The following is a 17661-nucleotide window of genomic DNA, read 5'->3' as shown; positions in this document are numbered from 1 at the left end:
CACTCCCTCCCCGTAGATCCTTGGAGCCTCTATCCGCACCACTCGCCGTACCCTGCCGCTGTTCATCGGCGCCGCCTGCCTCGCCTTGGCCCTCACCGGCTGCTCCGACGACGGCACCACCCGCGCCCAGCAGACGCCCAAGGCCAGCACTGCCCCGAAGCCCGCCCCGGCCCTCAGCGCCGCCCAAGCCCGCGACGTCATCACCCACTACTCGAAGATCAACAATGCGGCCAACGCCGACCGGAACCGCGCCCTGCTCGACACGGTCGAGGACGGCCCGCTGTACGCGATGTCTGTCTCGGACTACACCGAGGCCGAAGGGTTCCCCACGGCGGACCGCAAGCCGTACAAGCCGTGGTCCTACGACTCCGCGGACGCCAAGCTGTATATCCCGCGCCTGGCCGCCGGACAGGACCGCTGGTTCGCCGCCGCGCTCTCGGACCAAAAGGGCAAGGCACCCTCGCGTCTGGGCGTGTTCGCCGAACGCCCCCAGCACAAGCGCTGGGAGCTGGTCTCCGTCGTCGACCTCGACAGCCCCGAACTGCCGGACATCGCCCTCGACCGCGACGGGTACGCGACGGCTGTCGCCGCCGACGGCAACAAGCAGCTGGCAGCGGGCGCCGCCCTGCTGCGCACCGCCGTGCTCGACAACTTCGCCACCGGAGGCACGAACACCGGGACCAAGGTCTTCGCCCCGACCAAAGCAAGCAAGCGGCAGATCGAAGTTCATGACAAGAACGGCACCCGCTTCGGGAACCAGGGCACCACCGTCTTCGCCGGCGCCGCCAACCGCTATGAGGACGCCTACGCCCTCAAGACCACCGACGGCGGCGCGCTGATCCTCTTCTCCCATACGCACACCCAGACCGACGCCGTCGCGTACTCCGGCCTGCAGATCAACCCCGGTAAGGGCGACCGGGCCTGGCTCCACGACGTGCCCCGCACCTCCATCACGTACACGTTTGTGTGCAACGACGCCGCCACCGTCCCCGCGAAGGCCGAACCCTCCCGCCTGATCGGCTACACCTGCGCCCGCACCGACGCCTCCGGCCCCCCGGTCCCGTCCTGGTCGGACCGCGCGTAGACGCACCCGCGCGCACCTTGATGACCTAGACATCCCCCGCCCCCTGCTCGATCTGGAGAACTCCCTGTCCACACGCTCCTTCATCGCCCGCCCCACCGTCGGCACGGGATACAGCGGCATCCACGTCCAGCTCGACGGCGTACCCAGCCACCACCTACCCCTGCTCCTGGCTGCCTACCAGTACAAGTTCGGACGCAACGTCGAGACCATGTGCCGGCACCTCATCGACGACGTCGCCGTCGGCTGGGACGAGCTGGGCGCCGATCTTCTCGACAATGCGCCGCCCGCACTCGTGGCCGCGCTGACCGGCGGCGAGCAGTGCCCCAGCCGTACCCTCGACCACCTGATCACCCCGGACGGCTCCCTGCTGGTGCGCATGTCGGTCACCGACGAGACCGCCGACAAGCAGGACATGCAGTGGGGGTACGTCCTGCACAAGGAGGGCGTCGAGGTGATCAGCCTCCTGAACGAGGACATCGGCCCGGTCGTGAGCTGGGACACCGACCCGCGCACCGTTTTCAACGACCACCCGGCGGCCTGGTCCTCCCTCGACCGCGCGCCAACTATCCGGGCATCACGCAGCACGCCGCCCCCGAGCGCCCCCGCCGCCGCCCTGGCGAAGGCCGGCACCCCACGCCCCGCCGCCCGCCGCTAGTTCTCCTCGTCTTCCCGGAGCCCTCCCTGTCCCCGCACTCCACGCCCCTGATCACCGTCGTCATCGCCAGCCGCCTGCGCGAAGACCGGCTGGCCTATCTGACCGCAATGCACGCCAGCCTTACCCGGCAGTCCGTGCCGTGGGAGGCCGTGATTGCCCTGGACGGTGCCTCGCCCGACCGTCTGCCGGCCCCGCTCGCGCAGGACCCCTGTATCCGCACGCTGGTGTTGCCCCGTCCGGTCGGCGCCGCCTGCGCCCGGAACCTGGCCCTCGCCCATGTCCGCACCCGGTACACCAACTGGGCTGATGACGATGACGAGTTCACCGACGACGCCATGTCCGTACGGCTGAAGACCCTGGAATCGACCAAGGTCGGCTGGTGTGCGGGATGGAGCGAGGACCGGCACCCCGACGGCTCGACCACCCTGTGGCGCTGCCCCACCCCGCCCGATCGGCACGAGGCCGGCGACGTGTGGATGTACTGGAAGTCCCCGGCGGACACCATCCCCATCGGGCCGACCACGATCCTCGCCCGCACCGACCTCGTGCGTGCCGCTCCAATGGGCGGCTTCGTCCAGGGCGAGGACTACTGCGCGGCCCTCGGCGTGACCACTCTTGCGTCCGGAATCCTGCTGCCGGTCCCCGTATACAGATATCGCAAATGGGACGGGCAGATGACGGCCCAGATCGGATACGACCAGCTCGAGGCGGCAGCCCGGGAGCACGCCTGGGCCTACGGCCGCAGCCTGCGCGCCGCCCTGCGCCGCGGGGAGGACCGGGTCCATGGCTGAGGCGGAGATCATCCTGTCGCACAGCCGGGAGTCCGGGATCGTCGCCATCGCCTCGGGCGAGCAGTACCCGTGGGCACACACCGCCCTCGCGGAGAGCGGCTTCCGGCGAGACGACGAGGGCGTCTACCACCTGCCGGCAGATGGCACCGGGACCACCGTGGTCGACCTGGTCACGTGCGCGAAACGGCACCGCACCAGCGTGCACACGAGCAGCCGGCGTTTCATCGGCGATGCCGCCCGCGACCTCGCCCGCCAGCTGCCAGACCAGTGGCATGCCTCAGTCGAGATCTACTCGCACCCCTCCTGGCAGGAAGACCTCGTGCCCTGGATCTGGGACAGCGGCGAACTCGGCCGCGCCCTCCAGAGCGAACGCATTCCCTACGCCGCCACGCTCACCGACACGGTGCACGGCACCACGCTGCTGTTCATCGAGCGCCCCGGCCGCCAACTCGACTACCTGGTCGGCGCCTTCGCTCCCGAGGGCCTCGAAGAGGGGTACGGCGATCCGCACGCCCCGCACAGCATCGTCCTGCCGCCGTTCGCCGGTCGCGCGGCTCAGGCCGTCGCCGACCGATATCTGCCCTCCTACGAGCAGGCCGTCCATGCCCGCCGGACCGCAGCCATCGCCGCCGTACTCGGGGACATCCGCTCCGAGCGCGACACCTGGCAGGCCATGGTCGCCTCCGGCCGCTACAGCGACGCCACCCCCCTGGGCGCCGCCGCCCTCGGCTCCGCGACCGAGGAATTCCTCGACCATGCCTGGCGCCGTTTCCTCGTCGTCGTCGACCACGCCCCGACGCTGATCGACCGGTGCCGTCCTGACAGCAGCCCGTGGCCCGACGACGCCACGGCGCTGTCCCGCCTAGCCGACGCCGTGGCCGATGCCGAGACCCTGCTCGACGAGGTCGTCCACGGCGGTTCTGTGCCGCCGCAGGAGCGCCGTGCACGCGCGTGGCCGGCCATCGAGACCTGGCTCACCAACGGCGAGAGGTTCTTGCGCCAGGCCCGCGTGAGCGCACCTCACCGCCGCCCAGCCCTTCCCGTCGCCGCACCGGCCAGCCCCCTCACCGCGAGCCGGCCCGCGCAACGCAGTCGCTGACAGTTCCACTCCGACAACGCGAGGAGAACCCCGCCCCCTTGCAACCCGGCACCCATTTCGCCTTCGGCGACCACGCCACCCACGGCTTCGTCGCCTCCTTCACCTCCTCCATGCCCGCGCACCTCGCCCACTGGTACCTGGTACGCGAGCAGTTCGAGCCCGTCCCCGATGAACCCGGCTTGTACCGGCTCAGCGAGCCCGAGCGCGACGGTCCCCGCCGGACCCGCCAGGCCGTCCACGATCTGCGCCGCCAGGGCTACACCTTGCAGGCCGACATCCGCCTCGACCCCTCTCTCTCCGCCGGCCCGCCACGCCCCGTTCGGCCCAACAGCCTCCAGGAGCGCCGCAGCCGTCTCGCCCAGGCCGCAGCCAGCCGAACGACGCAGCGCTCCACACCGCCCACCACCTCCCCGCCGTCGGCTCGGCCGATCCCGCCGAAGCCCACCTATGCTCCGACCGTCCACCTGACGGCTCCGGGCGGCGGGCGGTCCCGATGACGCCCGCGAGTAATCCGGCCGCCGACGGCCTCTTGGCGGCACCGGAACTCGCCAATGGGGCCCGTGACTTCCGGCTACGGATGACGGTCATCGATCGCGAGACCGAGGTCGCGCTCGACTTGACACGCGGCCGCTTCGGCCGCACCGTCCACCCGGGCGCCGCGGCAGCCGCACGAGCGCACCACGACAAGGCGGCGGTGGAGGCGTACACCAACCACCTCGCCCCACACGCCGAGGCTCTGCTCGATGCCGCCCGCCTTGTGCTCGACGAGCTGCCACCTGCCCGGCACCTGGCCGGGTCGCGGGCTGTGCTGGACGGCTTGGCCGCCTCCGCCGCCGAGATCCGCCGGGCGCTGGACCGGCCGGCCGCTCCTGGCTCCGCAGCCGAACGCGCTCAGCACTCGGCCCTGTGGCCGTACCTCGCCGCCTGGGCGGATCACAGCTTCATCGCCACCGACCTTGCCGACCAGAGCGGTGGCCAGCACAAGGCCCCCCTGACCGACGAGGAAGAGCGGATCTGGACCGAGAGGGCCCAGGCAGCGCAGAGGCGAGGCGAGCTGGAGCTGACCGAGTCGTGGTACGCCGCCGACGGGCAGCCGATCACCCTCGCCCACCTGATCCAAGACAACGACTCGACGCTTGTCGCGCTGCGAGGCGACCCGGACGCGCCGGGCTGGCAGGTGATCGGGCACTACGCGCACGAATACGAGGCAGGAAAGGTACTGCCCGCCCCGGTCCCGCCCGGCGTGCTGCGCGCGGACGTCTCCCGGTTCAACCGCCCGGCACTGGCGCCGGAGGTGTCCCTGCAGGAACTCATCCGCGACGTCGTCGAAGGCCAGACCGCAGGAGACGCTTCCGAAGCCCTCCTCGGCGCCGTCCAACGCGGCTACGACGCGGGCCCGATGATCCGCCTCCAGGAACTCCTCGAAACGAGCAGCCAGTTCGCAGCGCCCTGGAGACCGTGCAGGGCCGCCAGATCGCCGCTCGCCTCTCAGCGCTGGGCCGTCAGATCGAGTTCCTCACCCGCGAAGTCGAAGAAGCGGCCGAGGACCTCGGCGCGACCGTCGCCGTCCTGCCCCCACACCGCACCCCCGCGCTGCGCGCCCGCCCGCGCCCCGCCGTGGACACCACACCCCCCTCCGCCGCCCCGCGCCAGCACGACCACCCGCCACCGCTGAACGCAGCCTCCCGGCTGCTTGCCGCCGGTGACGCGCTCCTCGCCGGGTGGCTCCCGCTTGTGGCTCTGCCGGGGCCCATCGCGGCCACCGTCGCGGTCGCCTGCCCGGCACGTTCCTGACCGCCGTGGTCGCCTGTGCCTAAGTGATCACGGACGCTCTTGCCCCGGCGGGCCGGCCCAGCGAGGCGTACCCGTGGCTGATCCTGTTGATCGGCGTCGGACAGTCCGCCGGCACCGCCTTGGCCGGACGCCTCGCCGAGCAGCCGCTCGCCAGCGCTGCGCTCCCCGCCGCTAAGCGGCCTTCGCTCTCGCCATCCTTTTCGCCGCGCGCCGACGTCTCGGCCCCGCCGGACATCTGCCGCGCGGCCGACACCGCCGCCCACTCCGAGGCCGGCACAAGACGCCCTGATCAGGGCACAACCCCACCACTTTCCAACCCCCTTGAGGAGACCCGTTTATGGCCGTGCGTACGCAGTGGACCGTGGAGCATGCCTGCTCCCACCGCGTGGATCATGACCTGTCCAATCGCCCTGCCGACAAGCGAGCTGGCTTCGCCCGCTGGCTCGCGTCGAAGGACTGCGCCGACTGCTGGAAGGCGGCGCGCGACACCGACACCGAGTCCAAAGAGAAGTGGCTCGCGGCGAAGCGCACCGCGGAGCAGGAGGCGGCCGTCGCATGGGCGAAGCAGTTCGACATGCCGCAGTTGGAGGGCCCGGAGAAGGCCCTGGACTGGGGCGAGCGCTCCCGACACCAGCTGATGACGGCCGCGCACACCGCGCTGGTCATAGAGGGAAGTTGGGACGAGGCGGACTGGGCGGAGCTGGAGGAGAAGGCCCGCTCCATCACCCGTGCCGGATGGTGGATCGACCAGCGCGATGCCGAAGGCACTGATCTGCTCGAACTCCTCGACGCAGCCACCGAGGCGGACCGCGGGACGGAGAACCCGTTCCGCTGACGGCGGGGGAACATAGCCGGGAAACGCCGGTTAGCCAAACCGGCGTTCCTCCGGACCATTGTTCCTCCCACCCCGCCACCGACCGCGTGGAAGGAACCGCATGTCCCAGCCCCCGCCCACTTCGGCCTTCGCGCCGACGCCCGACCCGCTCACCCTCAACCGGGACATCACCCACGCACACTTCCAGGCTGGCGACACCGTCGTCGTCCTGAAAGGGGTAGCCAACGGGGAACTGTGGGGCGATGCGATGCGCGTCGTGGCCCCGTCCTGGCACACCCCGACCGACGAGGACGGGTGGCGGCTGCGTGATGCGACCGGCGGAGCCCAGTCCTACGTCACCGGCCACCCCCGCTACCTCGTGCACCTCTCGCGCCGCTGCCCGGACTGCCTGATCTACCTGCGGGCCATGGAGGACGCACTCCTTGCGCGGTTCGCCGGCCGCGACGAGCTGATCGATTGCGGCTGGTACACCACCACCGCCCTGGGCCAGCTCGTGCATATCGCCGACATCCGGAGCGGCCGGTGATCCCCCGTCTGCACGAGCGGACCCACCGGCCCCAGGACCCGCTCGAAGAGGCGCTCGGCCGGCCGGTCTCACCGAACGAGGGCCTGACGGAGTACACCGTCGTCGCCCACTGGCCGGGCCTGGATTACTTCACCCTGGACGACGAGCAGAAGACCTGGACGGCCGTCCAGTGGGCCGAGCACCTCGAAGACCCCTACCTGGAGCACCCGTTCACCGCCAGCCCAGAAGACGACCGGCGGGCGATTCTCCACCTCAGCATCCGCCTTCACCCGGACGACCGGGAACTGACAGGACCCGAGTGGGCCGAAGTCGCTCACCGGCTCGCGCGGGCCGCCGGCATCGAGATTCCCGGTAAAGATCACGGCTGCCGGTGGATCGCCGTCCCAGCCCAGCCCGGGCGGCTCGACCTGATCGCGAACCTGATCCACCTCGACGGCGCATGGCACACCCCTCCCGCCGACAGACTGCGGCGCCTTGCGAACGAGGCGCGTCGCATTGAGCAGGACCTCCATCTGATCCCCGTTCGCTCCGGCCCCGCTCCGCGGCCTGCCATTCGCTCGGCGCCCACGGCATCGGCCCAGCTCGCGGGCATCCTCACGCAGCTCGCTGACGAACAGGCTGGCCCGCTGGCCACGGTGCGCGGACTCGTCGAGCACACCGCACACCAGATCGCCCGCCAGCCGGGAGCGGCCGGCACCGATACCGCGCACCGCCTGGAGCTGATCGCCCGCCGCCTCCACGCCATCCAGCAGGACCTGGACAGCACCGCAGCCCACCTGGTTCAGCCACCTGCCGTCGCCGTCCCGGCCGCCGTCCGGCACACCGCCCACCGATCGCCGTAGGAGAAGCGTCTCCTTGCTCCGTACCGACCGCTTCCTGGACATCCGCCGCGACCCACACTCCGGAGAACTGCTCGCCCGCGGCGGCAACTCCGAGGCGCACAGCATTTTGCAGCGCGTGGGCTTCATCGCCGTTGTCCGCGTCCACGAGACCTACCACCGTGCCCCCACCGGTCTGGCCTCGGATGACGAGTCCCGTCTCGGCACCGATGCCGTCGCCCGACTCCGAGCCGCCGGATACCACGTCGACTGCGACGCGGTCTTCGACACCGACTCGCGTCCGGCCAATTACCTGCCGCTCGGCGCTTCGGTCGCCCACCTCGCCGAGCGGGTCCGCGAGGCCACCACCACGGACGAGGCGGCCGACGCGCTGACCGAGCTGACCGCCGCCCACGACGGCATCCTCGCCGCGCTGGACGAAGTCCTCACTGCCACGGCCGACTTCCATGACGAGCTTGGTGGCCCGTCCGACAAGTACATCGCCCAGCGGCTCCGCCACATCGCTGACGAGCATCTCCGCGTAATCCACGGCGACCTCTCCTACCTCCGCAACAAGCTCGCCGACCGGCACGCCCCGCACCCCCGCCGCAGCACCTGCACCGGGGAAGTTCCGTCCACCGAACAAGAGCGCTCCGCCGTGTGCGCCTGCCCGCCCCCGCCGCGCACGCTCCCTGCCCCGCCGCCCCGTTGGCCGCCGGACTGCGCCGCTGACTCCCACCCTGCCCAAGGACACCATGCACGACCACGACACCTCCGAGCGCCTCGCCTCCTACGCCGACGTCCTCGCCGGCGAACTCCCTGATACCTGGACCAGCTCCCACCTCCCGACGGACGCCAAGGACGACCTCGCCGAACTCGCCGACCGCATCTGGGACCTGGACCTGGTAGCCGCGTCCCTCGCCGAGCACCCGCTGAAGCAGGCCGCCGTCCTGAGCCGCCCGGACGGAGCCCAGCTTGTCGTCCTTGACCGGCATGACGGACGCGACGGATTCCTCGTCGCCGCCGTCGCCCCCCGCGCCCTGCCCGACGAGGCGTACCGCGCCGTCCTCGAGCCCAACGGCGTCGCCCTGGCCGACGACCCGTTCCTGAGCGCCGAGCAGGTCGCCGGCGACCTGCTCGCCCGCTACGACAGCGCCCTCGCCCAGGTCCGCATCAACGCCCTAGGCGGCATCCAGCCGTCCCAGCCGGACCGGGTCGTCCTGACCTGGCAACAGGACGGCAGCGTCGCCACCGCCCCCGCCGACGACCGTGCCGGCACCGTCCTCGTGGCCCACGGCTTCATCCAGGACCCGCACAGCGGCATCTACCGCCTCAACGGCGACGACACCCAGGCCCAGGCCCGCGCCCTGCGCGAGATCGGCCCGCAACTCGACGCGCTCGGCATCGGCACGGCCCTCCAGCACCCCGCAGGCCGGATTGCGCCCACTGCCGCCCCAGCTTCCATGCCGCCGGCACCGGCCGGCAGCCGTACGCCGACCACCAGGTCTCGGTGAAGCAGCCGGAGCCCGACTTCTGGGTGTTGGAGTACGTCACCATCACCAAGGATCCCCGCACCGACCTGGTCGTCGCCATCGGCGGCACCGAGAAGGCGGCGGACATCCTCCAGCGGACCGGGGGCTTCCTCTCCGTTGCCGGGCCCCGCGGGGACTACCACCGGCTTCCGCACGGCCTGCCCACCGAGCAGCAGCGCCTGAAGGCAACCACCGCTTCACACGCCCTGCTCGCCGCCGGTCACAGCGTCCACCTCGACCCCGCCCTCAACATGCTGGTCACACCGGACGGCGAACGTGAGGCAGCCCTGCGCTACCTGGCCCGGCTCGCCGAGCGGGTCGCTGCCGCCGAGACCAGCGGTGAGGTGGCAGAGGTCCTGACCGAGGTCGCTGCCCCAGTCCAAGGGCTGCTACCCCTCACCATGGAAGTGGTCGTCCGCGCCTGGACGGCCGCCTGTGACCTCCCGGGGGCACTCGGCGAGGAACCCGAGCCGATCGCGCGGCTCGGGGACACCGCGAGATCCATGAGCGAGGCCGCCCGCGTGATCCTCCACGCCCGCAATCACGCCGCACGGCCTGCGCAGCCACCGGCCACGGCACCGGCGCCGAGCCGCGTCCAGTCCTCGGTATCCCGCCGCCGCTAATACGAAAATCCCCGATCCCGTGTCCGTTGCCGCAGCTCAGGCGGCCTCAACTGCCTGGAGGGTGACTTGGTAACCGAGTTGGTTGAGCTGGCTCACCAGGCGTCGGGTCTGCCGAGCACGGCCGGTGCGTTCCAGGAAGTACTGGCCGCCGAGGTCGGCGTACTCCACATCGTGGACGAGCATGTGCCACATCGCGATCAGGACGGAGTGTTCGAGGGCGACCAGGGCACGCTTCTTGCCGCGACGGGCGGCCAGGCGCCGGTAGCGGGCGGCGAGGTAGGTGTCCTTGGTTCTGGCGGCGGAGACCGCGGTCTGGCCCAGGACGGCCTTCAGCCACGGGTTGCCGTGACGGGTCTTGCCGGTGGGCTGTCTGCCGGCGGACTCGTGGTTGCCGGGGCAGACCCCGGCCCAGGAGGCCAGGCGTTCCGCGCTGCCGAACCGGCTCATGTCCGCGCCGGTCTCGGCCAGGATGAGCGGGGCGGTGCGCGGGCTCACGCCGGGGATCGTCGCCAGGAGGTCGAGCTGGCGGCGAAAGGGTGCCACCTGCTCTTCGATCCGTTCGGTCAGCCGGGCCTCGGTGACCGTGCAGGCGTCGATCCGGTCCAGCATCGTCCGGGCCAGGAAAGCGTGGTGGTCGCCGAACCGGCCGGTCAGCGCCTCGATGAGGACGGCGCGTTTGCCGCGCATGCTGCCCCGGGCCATCTCGGCCAGGGCCCGGGGATCGCGCCGGCCGGAGACGAGCGCCTCCAGCATGGCCCGGCCGGACACGCCGAGGATGTCGGAGACCACGGACGACAGCTTGATCCCGGCGTCCTCCAGGAGCTTCTCCAGCCGCTGGGCCTCGCGGGTGCGCTCGCGGACGACCTCGGTGCGGTACCGGGTCAGATCCCGCAGCTGCCGGATCGGCTCGGGCGGCACGAACGAGGGCCGCACCAGGCCGTGTTCGACCAGTTCGGCGATCCACTCGGCGTCCTTGACGTCGGTCTTGCGGCCGGGCACGGCCTTCATGTGCCGGGCGTTGAGCAGCCAGCACTCGATGTCCTGCTCCAGCAGGTAGAACACGGGCTTCCAGTAGATGCCGGTGGCTTCCATCCCGACCAGGGTGACGCCCTCGGTCAGCAGCCAGTCCCGCATCGCCAGCAGGTCCCGGGTCATCGTGGAGAACGTACGGGTCTCCCTGCGCCGGCGCTTGCCGGTGCCGGGCACACGGATCGTGACCTTCACGTCCGCCTTGCTGATGTCGATCCCCGCACAGCGCTCGTGCAGTACGTCCATTGCCCCGGCACCCCCTCCCGACGACAGCCGCGAGCACGCGACCGTCCGGCAGGGGCCCGGCAGGCGGAAGACTCTAATACGCGTGCTCGAAGCAACACTTCCGGGTGCCTGTCGATGGACCCCCAGCGTCCTACTAACCCTCGGGTTCGATCACGCCATTGCGGCTCGACGTCCGCCGGACGGCCACGCACCCGATTTTCACCCGCTCAGGGTGGCTCCGCCAGGGGCTCGGATTACTAACCCCGGAAAGAACTACATGGCCAACCTGGCCGACGAGTACGGCACAGACGTCGAGATCTACATCAAGGCCCTGACGACCACCATCCACGCCGACACCCCGACCGGCGCCCCAGCCAAGCTCCACGACCTACTGGAAATGCTCGGCCTGGAGCGCCACGCATACCCCACGGACGCCCCGCTCTACATCTGGCACACCGTGCCCGAACACCTCGACGCCGACGAGCAGAAGCGCCTGGCGACCCGCGCCATTCCCCGCCCTGCTCCTGGCCGGGTACGAGGTCAACTGCACGCCCGACGTCTTCGACGAAGCCACCTACCGGCAGGCCGTGCACGACATCCGCACCCGTACGGCCCACCCTGCCGCGCAGCAACCGGCACCGGCCGGCTCCCCCTCGCGCCCCGCACAGGCCCGCCATACCCCGTAATACGCCCGGTCGGCCCCGGCACGACGCCAGAGCCGCCCGGCCACCGCACCGCCCGATTCCCGGAGAAACCCGTAGCAACTCGCACACCCCTGCCGATCAGCGACCGGCTCAAGCCCCGGCTCGCCACGGCCCTGTTCCGCCGCTATCTGCGCGCCTGCATTCCCGCCGACCCCGACCGCGCCTCCCCGCTGGCCGGCGCCCGCCCGGAGGCCGTCCTCGCCGAGACGCAGCGCGTCGGGCAGCGCCACCACCACTGACCGTCCACCGACCCGGAGGAGCATGTCCCACCCAGCCCCCTACCCGGTGAGACTGGCCGACGAGATCACCCGCCAGCTCGGCCAGCTCGCCGACCACCTCTCACAGCTTCCCCCGCCCCAGGCCGCTCAGGTCATCGCCCGCATTCTCGACCCGGACGCCGGAGTCCTCGGCGGCGTCACCCACCTCGTCGCCACCGGAAGCGTGTTCGCCAAGGACCAGGCAGAGCGAGGCGCGCTCCCCGCAGAGGTGTGGCTCGCTCTGGGCCGGGCCTCGAACGAACTGCACGACATCACCCTCGACCTGGACGAACACCAAGACACCCTCAAGCTCGTCGGCGCCCAGCCCGCCACCACGGCGGCAAAGCCCCCGGCACCCGCACCGCTCGTCGTCCGGCGGCGCCGGTGAAGAAGAAGCAGTGGCAGGGCTGGGGGGCGGGCGAGCAGGCCGAGCAGGCCGAGCAGCACTACCTCGTCCAGCCCCGTGCCCTGGCTGGTGGCGGCGACGTCCGGCACGTCTCGGAGTTCCTGCGCGCCTCGGGCTGGCGGGACAAGTCCAAGTCGGGCGGCCCCCTGCACATGGAGAGCCCGGACCGGACCGTCCGCGTCGCCTACGACCCCTACGTCCTTCCCGGCGGGTGGACCATCCACGGCCAAGCAGATGGTGCCAACGGCGAGTGGTCGGCGCACCTGGGCCGGCAGACCCCGGTGGAGATCGTCGCCGGACTGACCGACGCCCTCACTCGCCCCCGCTCCGCCCACGCCCCCAACGTCTGGGCACCTCTGCAGGAGCAGAACTGGCACACGCGTTTCGAGGGCGCGCACTACATGGCGACGAGCCCCAACGGCACCGCGTGGATGCAGTACCACCAGGGCGCCGACGGCTCGGCGATGTGGTGGACCGGAGCGCAGGACAAGCAGGGCAACGGCTGGACGGCCAACTTCACGCCGAACACCCCGATGCACCTGGTGCAAGCGTTCTCGACCGAACTCGCCAGCCCCGATCCCGTGATGCGTCCGCGCGGACGCGTGCCGCACAGCGCGCAGATCCGTACCTGGTCGGTCTCCGTCAAACCCTCCCAGCTCAGTGCGTGGCAGCAGGCCCGGATCACGGCCGCCCGCGCCGCCACCTGGGCCCGCAACAGCGCCCGAAGTACCCGGCCGCGCACCAGCCCCCGTCCCCACACCCCGACCAGCAGCGCCCGGACCCGCCGCTGACCCCCGCCCCCCCTTGCAAGGAGCCCGATGCCCGCACTCACCCCGGACACCATCCGCACCCTGACCGAAACGCTGGCGGACCTCACCGACTACCTGCGCGAGAACCCCGACCCGCGGAAGCCCTCGCCCTCGTTGAGCCTCTCCTCGACGAGTACACGGGCCTGCCCGTCCAGCTCGCCGACACGCTGCGCGCCCTCGCCCGTGCCGTGCAGGAACACCCGGACACGCCCCGCACCGCGCAAGTCGACCTCCTGATCACCGAGTTGCGTACGGCCGCGTGGGAACAGACCGACCAGCACACCCTCCACTACGTCGTGGACGATCTGCGCCAGCTGTACGGCAGTTCGCCGGCGAGCGAGCAGGGGTGCTGTTGGTGCCGCTGAGCGAACGGCAGCTCGCCGCCTTCGCCGACAAGCACGCCGGACGCATCCCGCTCGACACCAGCCCCCGCCACCTCGCCGGCCCCGGGGACGCCCGCCACGTCACCCACAGCCTGGCCGCCGCCGGATGGAGCGCCGTCTCCGACCCGCTGAGTGCCGAGATCGTCCTGGCAAGTCCCGACCTTCGCCACCGCCTCCAGTTCGACCCGCAGTCCGCCACCTCCGCGTGGTGGCGGCTGCGGGCCGAGCCCACCGACACCGAGCCCGGCTGGTACGCCGAGTTCGGCGAACTCGTGCCCGCCGAGGTCCTCGCCGGCTTCACCGACGCCCTCATCGACCCGCCGCCACAACAGCCAGACCCGTGGCAGCCGGTGACCTCGGCAGGCTGGCACCGCAGCTCGGACGGCACGGCGCACTCGCCGGACTCCATGTGCCACATCGAACTGCGCCCGCAGAGCGAATTCAGCAACCGGCCGTCCTGGCACATCGAGACCCGCGAGCCCGACCACGGGCAGTTCCCCGGCCCGCGCATCTGGCACGCCTACTTCGACGAGCACACCCCCGCCCACCTCGTCGGCTCCTTCCTCACCGCACTGGCCGACCGCAGCCCGCTCCAACGCGGCATGTACGACCGCACCGGCCACTACAGCGCCGTGCAGGAGCCCAGCCCGCTGCGCCCGGAGCAGGTGGTCGACACCCACACCGCCCGTATCGAGTCGCTCCGCGCCCGGGCACGCTCCGCCCGCCGGCAGCAGACGAAACCCGCACCGACCCCGGCCAAGGCCCACACCGCCCAGCCGGCCGCCCGCCGCTGAACCGAAGGACCCCTCCCCATTTCCGCCGATCACCGCGCACACCGCGACTTCCTCCGTCACCTCGACCGTTACGTGAGCGACAGCAAGAAGATCCTCGACGCCTGGGACGCCTACTCCGACGAGCACACCGACCTCGACGGATGGCCCTACGACGACCACGCCTACGGAAGGCGCGCGAGCCAACGCGACGCCGACACCGCCGAGGCGTTCGAGCCGCTCCGCTACGGCGCCCGTCACCTGCTGGCCACGGCCGAGACGCAACTGGCTCACCTGCCGGAGAACACCGTGCAGAGCCGCTGGGTCTACCAGTTGGGCGTCCTGCGCGACGCCCTCGACCGGCTCGACGAACTGCACGAGCAATGGCTGATCACCCGCGACACCCTCCCCGCCACCGCCAAGCCCGGCACCGCCGACTTCGACGACGCGCTCGCGGTACATCACGCCGAATCGTGGAGCTACCTCGACGATTGGGCCACCCACGGCAAGGCGCTCCGCGAGATCGACACCGCCGCCCGCAAAGCCCCTTCACCCCTGGCCCCCACACCGACACCAGCCCCGGCCACCGCGCCCGCCCGGCCAGCTGCGGCACGGAAGTGAGCATGCCCCAGACCCCCGAGACCGTCGAGGTCGACTTCATCACGCCGCGCCACCTGGCCGGCGGCGGTGACCCCGCATGGATCACCGTCCCCCTGCACCGCGCCTGCGGCTGGAGCCACGGCGACGACCCCCTGATGCCCCGCGTCCTGCTCTCCAGCCCGGACCAGAAGGCCCTCCTGCGCCTGGAACCCGACCCCGACGCACAGTGGTGGACCCTCAACCACGCTGCGGAGCCGGACCGGCCCGCCTGGTACGCGAGTTTCGGCGCCCGCACCCCGGTGGAACTCATCGCCGCCTTCACCGACGCCCTGACCGACCCGGCCCCAGCGGCGAGCGCACCCTGCGATCCGTACGAACCGCTCCGGCAGAGCGCGTGGCAGCCCCCAGCCATCGGGGCTGACGGCCTCGTGTCGCTCGACGGAACGGCATACGTGCAGCGCCTGGGAAGCGCGCAGGAGCCGGGAGCCTGGTTCGTCACCGCTTCCCTCGGCCCGGAGCGAAAGCCGGTGTGGCAGGCACGCTTCGGCGAACACACCCCTGCCCGGCTGGTCGCCGCGTTCACCGCCTCGCTGACCGACCCGCATCCCGTAGCGCGTACCGGCAGCTTGCGCAGTCTCCCGACCCGCGATCCGGACGTCGTCACCCGCCGGACCACGGACGTCGTCGCCGTGCACGTCGCCGCCGCCCTGGAAGAACGCATCCGCTCCCTCGCGGCCCGCCGCACCCTCCCGCCGACGACGCCAGGCCCGCCGCGCCAGCCGCCGGCCAGGAACAGTCGCTGAATCCCCGCCGCCGCCCGGAAGGCACGTAACGCTTTGCCCCCCACCCCCTCCAACAGTTCCACCGACGCGTACGACATCGTCCTGCGCCTCCTCCTCGGCGTGCTCGCCGTCGTCGTCCCCCTGTCCCACCTCGCCTGGCTTTCCGGCAACATCACCGCCTACCTCACCGGAGCTGGCTGGGCGGCGTACCAGCCGACCAACGCCCTGCTCCACCCCGAGCAGGTCTGGCCCCACGCGGGAGAAACGTCCCTGCTGATCGGTGCCCGCATCGTCCCGGTCGTCCTGCTCCTGGCCCTCGGGACAGCGGCGGGCGTGCTGTGGGCTCAGCACAAGAACCGCAGCGGCGGCCGGAAGAAGAAGATCACCGGCATGGCCAAGGCCCGGGACATCGAACCGCTGATGGCCAAGGCGATCACCGACAAGGCCCGCTCCCTGCGCCCGAGCCTGAAGGACGCCAAGCACATCGAGGCCCGGGACACCGGCATCCTCCTCGGCAACCTGCAGGGCACCAAGCACGAGATCCGCATGGGCTACGAGGACGTGGCCGTCGCCATCATGGCGCCCCGCTCGGGCAAGACCACCTCGCTCGCGATCCCCTCCATCCTCGCCGCGCCCGGCCCGGTCCTGCTGACCTCGAACAAGGCCGCCGGCGACGCCTACACCGCCACCCTCGACGCCCGCGCGCGTGTCGGGCAGGTGTGGTCGATGGACCCGCAGCAGATCGCGCACGCCGCCCGCGAGATGTGGTGGAACCCCTTGGCGGACGCCAAGACCCTCGACGGCGCCGGCCGCCTCGCCGGCCACTTCCTCGCCGCCTCCGTGGACTCCTCCCAGCAGGGCGACTTCTGGTCCAAGGCCGGATCCAACATCCTCGCCCAGTTGTTCCTCGCCGCGGCCCTGGACGAGCGGCCGATCACCGACGTGATGCAGTGGATGGCCTTCCCCGCCGACCGCACCCCGCTCGACATCCTCCGCGACCACGGGTTTACCGCGGTCGCCGCCCAGCTCAAGGGCACCGTGGAAGGACCGCCGGAAACCCGGGACGGCATCTACGAGACCGCCCGCCAGTACGCCGCCGCGCTACTGAACAGCGAGATCGCCGCCTGGGTCACCCCGCAGAAGAGCGTCCCGGAGTTCAGGCCGTCCGAGTTCGTCACCTCCACCGACACGCTGTTTCTGCTGTCCAAGGACGGCGGAGGCGGAGCCTCGGCGGTGATCGCGGCGTGCGCGGATTCGGTGATGCGGGCCGCGACCGCGCAGGCCGAACGCGCCGGCGGACGCCTCGACCCGCCCATGCTCGCGATCCTCGACGAGGCCGCCAACGTGTGCAAGATCAGCGACTTGCCGGATCTGTATTCACACCTTGGGTCGCGCGGGATCATCCCAATCACCATCCTGCAGTCCTACCGCCAGGGCCAGAAGGTCTGGGGGGACGCCGGCATGGACGCCATGTGGTCCGCCTCGACCGTCAAGGTCATCGGCTCCGGCATCGACGACCCCGACTTTGCCGACAAGCTCAGCCGCCTGATCGGCGACCACGACGTCGAAACCACCTCGACCTCGCACTCGGAGTCCGGCAAGTCGACCTCGGTGTCGATGCGACAGCAGCGGATCCTGCCCGCCGACGAGATCCGCGCCCTGCCCAAGGGCACCGCCCTGGTCTTCGCCACCGGCATGCGCGCCGCGATGCTCGACCTGCGCCCCTGGTACGCCGAGCCCGGAGCCGACGAACTGGCCGCCGCCTCTGCCCGTGCCTCCATGGCGATCACCGCCCGTGCAATCACGAAGCACGCACCCAGCCAAGCCGACTTTGGATCGGCAGCATGAGCAGGACACGCCTGGACGAAGCCGATGAAGTGCAGACGGGCGCCGAGGACAGATGTTGGCCCGAGCATGGCCTCGTCACTTGCCGCGGGGA

General features: G+C 71.3%; 21 protein-coding genes. 19 read left to right on the top strand and 2 right to left on the bottom strand.

Annotation, left to right across the window (positions count from 1 at the left end):
- The first annotated feature begins 85 nt into the window (after positions 1-85).
- The 12 genes from AQJ30_RS07025 to AQJ30_RS06970 all read left to right on the top strand — a co-directional run bounded on the left by AQJ30_RS07025 (position 86) and on the right by AQJ30_RS06970 (position 9757).
- Positions 86-1084, top strand: a complete 999-nt coding sequence (locus tag AQJ30_RS07025; RefSeq protein ID WP_245726837.1) for a DUF8094 domain-containing protein — start codon at positions 86-88, stop codon at positions 1082-1084.
- 208 nt (positions 1085-1292) lie between these two features.
- Positions 1293-1739 (top strand): hypothetical protein, encoded by a 447-nt coding sequence (locus tag AQJ30_RS07020; protein ID WP_342671617.1) that lies wholly within the window; start codon positions 1293-1295, stop codon positions 1737-1739.
- A 47-nt stretch (positions 1740-1786) separates the two neighbouring features.
- Positions 1787-2530, top strand: a complete 744-nt coding sequence (locus AQJ30_RS07015) for a glycosyltransferase family 2 protein (protein ID WP_079083940.1) — start codon at positions 1787-1789, stop codon at positions 2528-2530.
- The gene (locus tag AQJ30_RS07010; RefSeq protein ID WP_067229981.1) at positions 2523-3629 is read left to right on the top strand and encodes a hypothetical protein; all 1107 of its coding nucleotides are present in this window, start codon (positions 2523-2525) and stop codon (positions 3627-3629) included. The genes AQJ30_RS07015 and AQJ30_RS07010 overlap by 8 nt, the downstream gene beginning before the upstream one ends.
- A gap of 38 nt (positions 3630-3667) precedes the next feature.
- On the top strand, positions 3668-4126 hold the full coding sequence (locus AQJ30_RS07005; protein ID WP_067229978.1) for a hypothetical protein: 459 nt from the start codon (positions 3668-3670) through the stop codon (positions 4124-4126).
- 80 nt (positions 4127-4206) lie between these two features.
- Positions 4207-5304 (top strand): hypothetical protein, encoded by a 1098-nt coding sequence (locus AQJ30_RS07000; protein WP_245726836.1) that lies wholly within the window; start codon positions 4207-4209, stop codon positions 5302-5304.
- A 456-nt stretch (positions 5305-5760) separates the two neighbouring features.
- Positions 5761-6258, top strand: coding sequence for a hypothetical protein (locus AQJ30_RS06995; protein ID WP_211278938.1), 498 nt, complete (start codon positions 5761-5763; stop codon positions 6256-6258).
- Between the two features lie 100 nt (positions 6259-6358).
- A complete protein-coding gene (locus AQJ30_RS06990; RefSeq protein WP_067229976.1) occupies positions 6359-6784 on the top strand; it encodes a hypothetical protein in 426 nt (141 codons plus the stop codon).
- Positions 6781-7626, top strand: coding sequence for a relaxase/mobilization nuclease (locus AQJ30_RS06985; RefSeq protein WP_067229974.1), 846 nt, complete (start codon positions 6781-6783; stop codon positions 7624-7626). Before AQJ30_RS06990 ends, AQJ30_RS06985 begins: the two co-directional genes overlap by 4 nt.
- Positions 7627-7639: 13 nt before the next feature.
- Positions 7640-8425 (top strand): hypothetical protein, encoded by a 786-nt coding sequence (locus AQJ30_RS38670; protein WP_245726835.1) that lies wholly within the window; start codon positions 7640-7642, stop codon positions 8423-8425.
- Positions 8358-9116: a hypothetical protein gene (locus AQJ30_RS06975; protein ID WP_067230937.1), complete on the top strand. Its 759-nt coding sequence runs from the start codon at positions 8358-8360 to the stop codon at positions 9114-9116. The genes AQJ30_RS38670 and AQJ30_RS06975 overlap by 68 nt, the downstream gene beginning before the upstream one ends.
- Positions 9113-9757: a hypothetical protein gene (locus AQJ30_RS06970; protein WP_067229971.1), complete on the top strand. Its 645-nt coding sequence runs from the start codon at positions 9113-9115 to the stop codon at positions 9755-9757. Before AQJ30_RS06975 ends, AQJ30_RS06970 begins: the two co-directional genes overlap by 4 nt.
- 36 nt (positions 9758-9793) lie before the next feature.
- Here AQJ30_RS06970 and AQJ30_RS06965 read toward each other — a convergent pair whose 3' ends face one another.
- Positions 9794-11032 (bottom strand): IS110 family RNA-guided transposase, encoded by a 1239-nt coding sequence (locus tag AQJ30_RS06965; RefSeq protein WP_067229969.1) that lies wholly within the window; start codon positions 11030-11032, stop codon positions 9794-9796.
- Between the two features lie 256 nt (positions 11033-11288).
- On the opposite strand from AQJ30_RS06965, the gene AQJ30_RS39165 reads away from it, so the two are divergent.
- Genes AQJ30_RS39165 through AQJ30_RS06950 form a run of 3 tightly spaced genes read left to right on the top strand, consistent with a single transcriptional unit; the run spans position 11289 to position 13169 of the window.
- Positions 11289-11954 carry a hypothetical protein gene (locus AQJ30_RS39165; RefSeq protein ID WP_245726834.1) on the top strand — a complete coding sequence of 222 codons (666 nt, stop codon included), beginning with the start codon at positions 11289-11291 and terminating at the stop codon, positions 11952-11954.
- A 22-nt stretch (positions 11955-11976) separates the two neighbouring features.
- A complete protein-coding gene (locus AQJ30_RS06955) occupies positions 11977-12360 on the top strand; it encodes a hypothetical protein (RefSeq protein WP_067229967.1) in 384 nt (127 codons plus the stop codon).
- Positions 12357-13169, top strand: a complete 813-nt coding sequence (locus tag AQJ30_RS06950) for an SPDY domain-containing protein (protein WP_067229965.1) — start codon at positions 12357-12359, stop codon at positions 13167-13169. Before AQJ30_RS06955 ends, AQJ30_RS06950 begins: the two co-directional genes overlap by 4 nt.
- Before the next feature lie 89 nt (positions 13170-13258).
- Here AQJ30_RS06950 and AQJ30_RS38360 read toward each other — a convergent pair whose 3' ends face one another.
- Positions 13259-13411, bottom strand: coding sequence for a hypothetical protein (locus AQJ30_RS38360; RefSeq protein ID WP_159052300.1), 153 nt, complete (start codon positions 13409-13411; stop codon positions 13259-13261).
- Between the two features lie 131 nt (positions 13412-13542).
- Between AQJ30_RS38360 and AQJ30_RS06940 the strand changes: the two genes are divergently transcribed.
- From AQJ30_RS06940 to AQJ30_RS06925, 4 genes are all read left to right on the top strand, one after another.
- Positions 13543-14364, top strand: a complete 822-nt coding sequence (locus AQJ30_RS06940) for an SPDY domain-containing protein (protein WP_067230934.1) — start codon at positions 13543-13545, stop codon at positions 14362-14364.
- Between the two features lie 72 nt (positions 14365-14436).
- Positions 14437-14961 carry a hypothetical protein gene (locus tag AQJ30_RS06935; protein WP_211278937.1) on the top strand — a complete coding sequence of 175 codons (525 nt, stop codon included), beginning with the start codon at positions 14437-14439 and terminating at the stop codon, positions 14959-14961.
- A 2-nt stretch (positions 14962-14963) separates the two neighbouring features.
- Complete coding sequence (locus tag AQJ30_RS06930; protein WP_067229959.1) at positions 14964-15743, top strand: SPDY domain-containing protein; 780 nt, start codon at positions 14964-14966, stop codon at positions 15741-15743.
- A gap of 33 nt (positions 15744-15776) precedes the next feature.
- Positions 15777-17570 (top strand): type IV secretory system conjugative DNA transfer family protein, encoded by a 1794-nt coding sequence (locus AQJ30_RS06925; RefSeq protein WP_067229956.1) that lies wholly within the window; start codon positions 15777-15779, stop codon positions 17568-17570.
- Positions 17571-17661: the final 91 nt, after the last annotated feature.

Origin of the sequence: Streptomyces longwoodensis, from assembly GCF_001514125.1 — a bacterium.
GTDB lineage: Bacteria > Actinomycetota > Actinomycetes > Streptomycetales > Streptomycetaceae > Streptomyces > Streptomyces longwoodensis.
The sequence above is the reverse complement of the archived record's forward strand: the minus strand, read 5'-3'. Positions and strand labels throughout refer to the sequence as shown.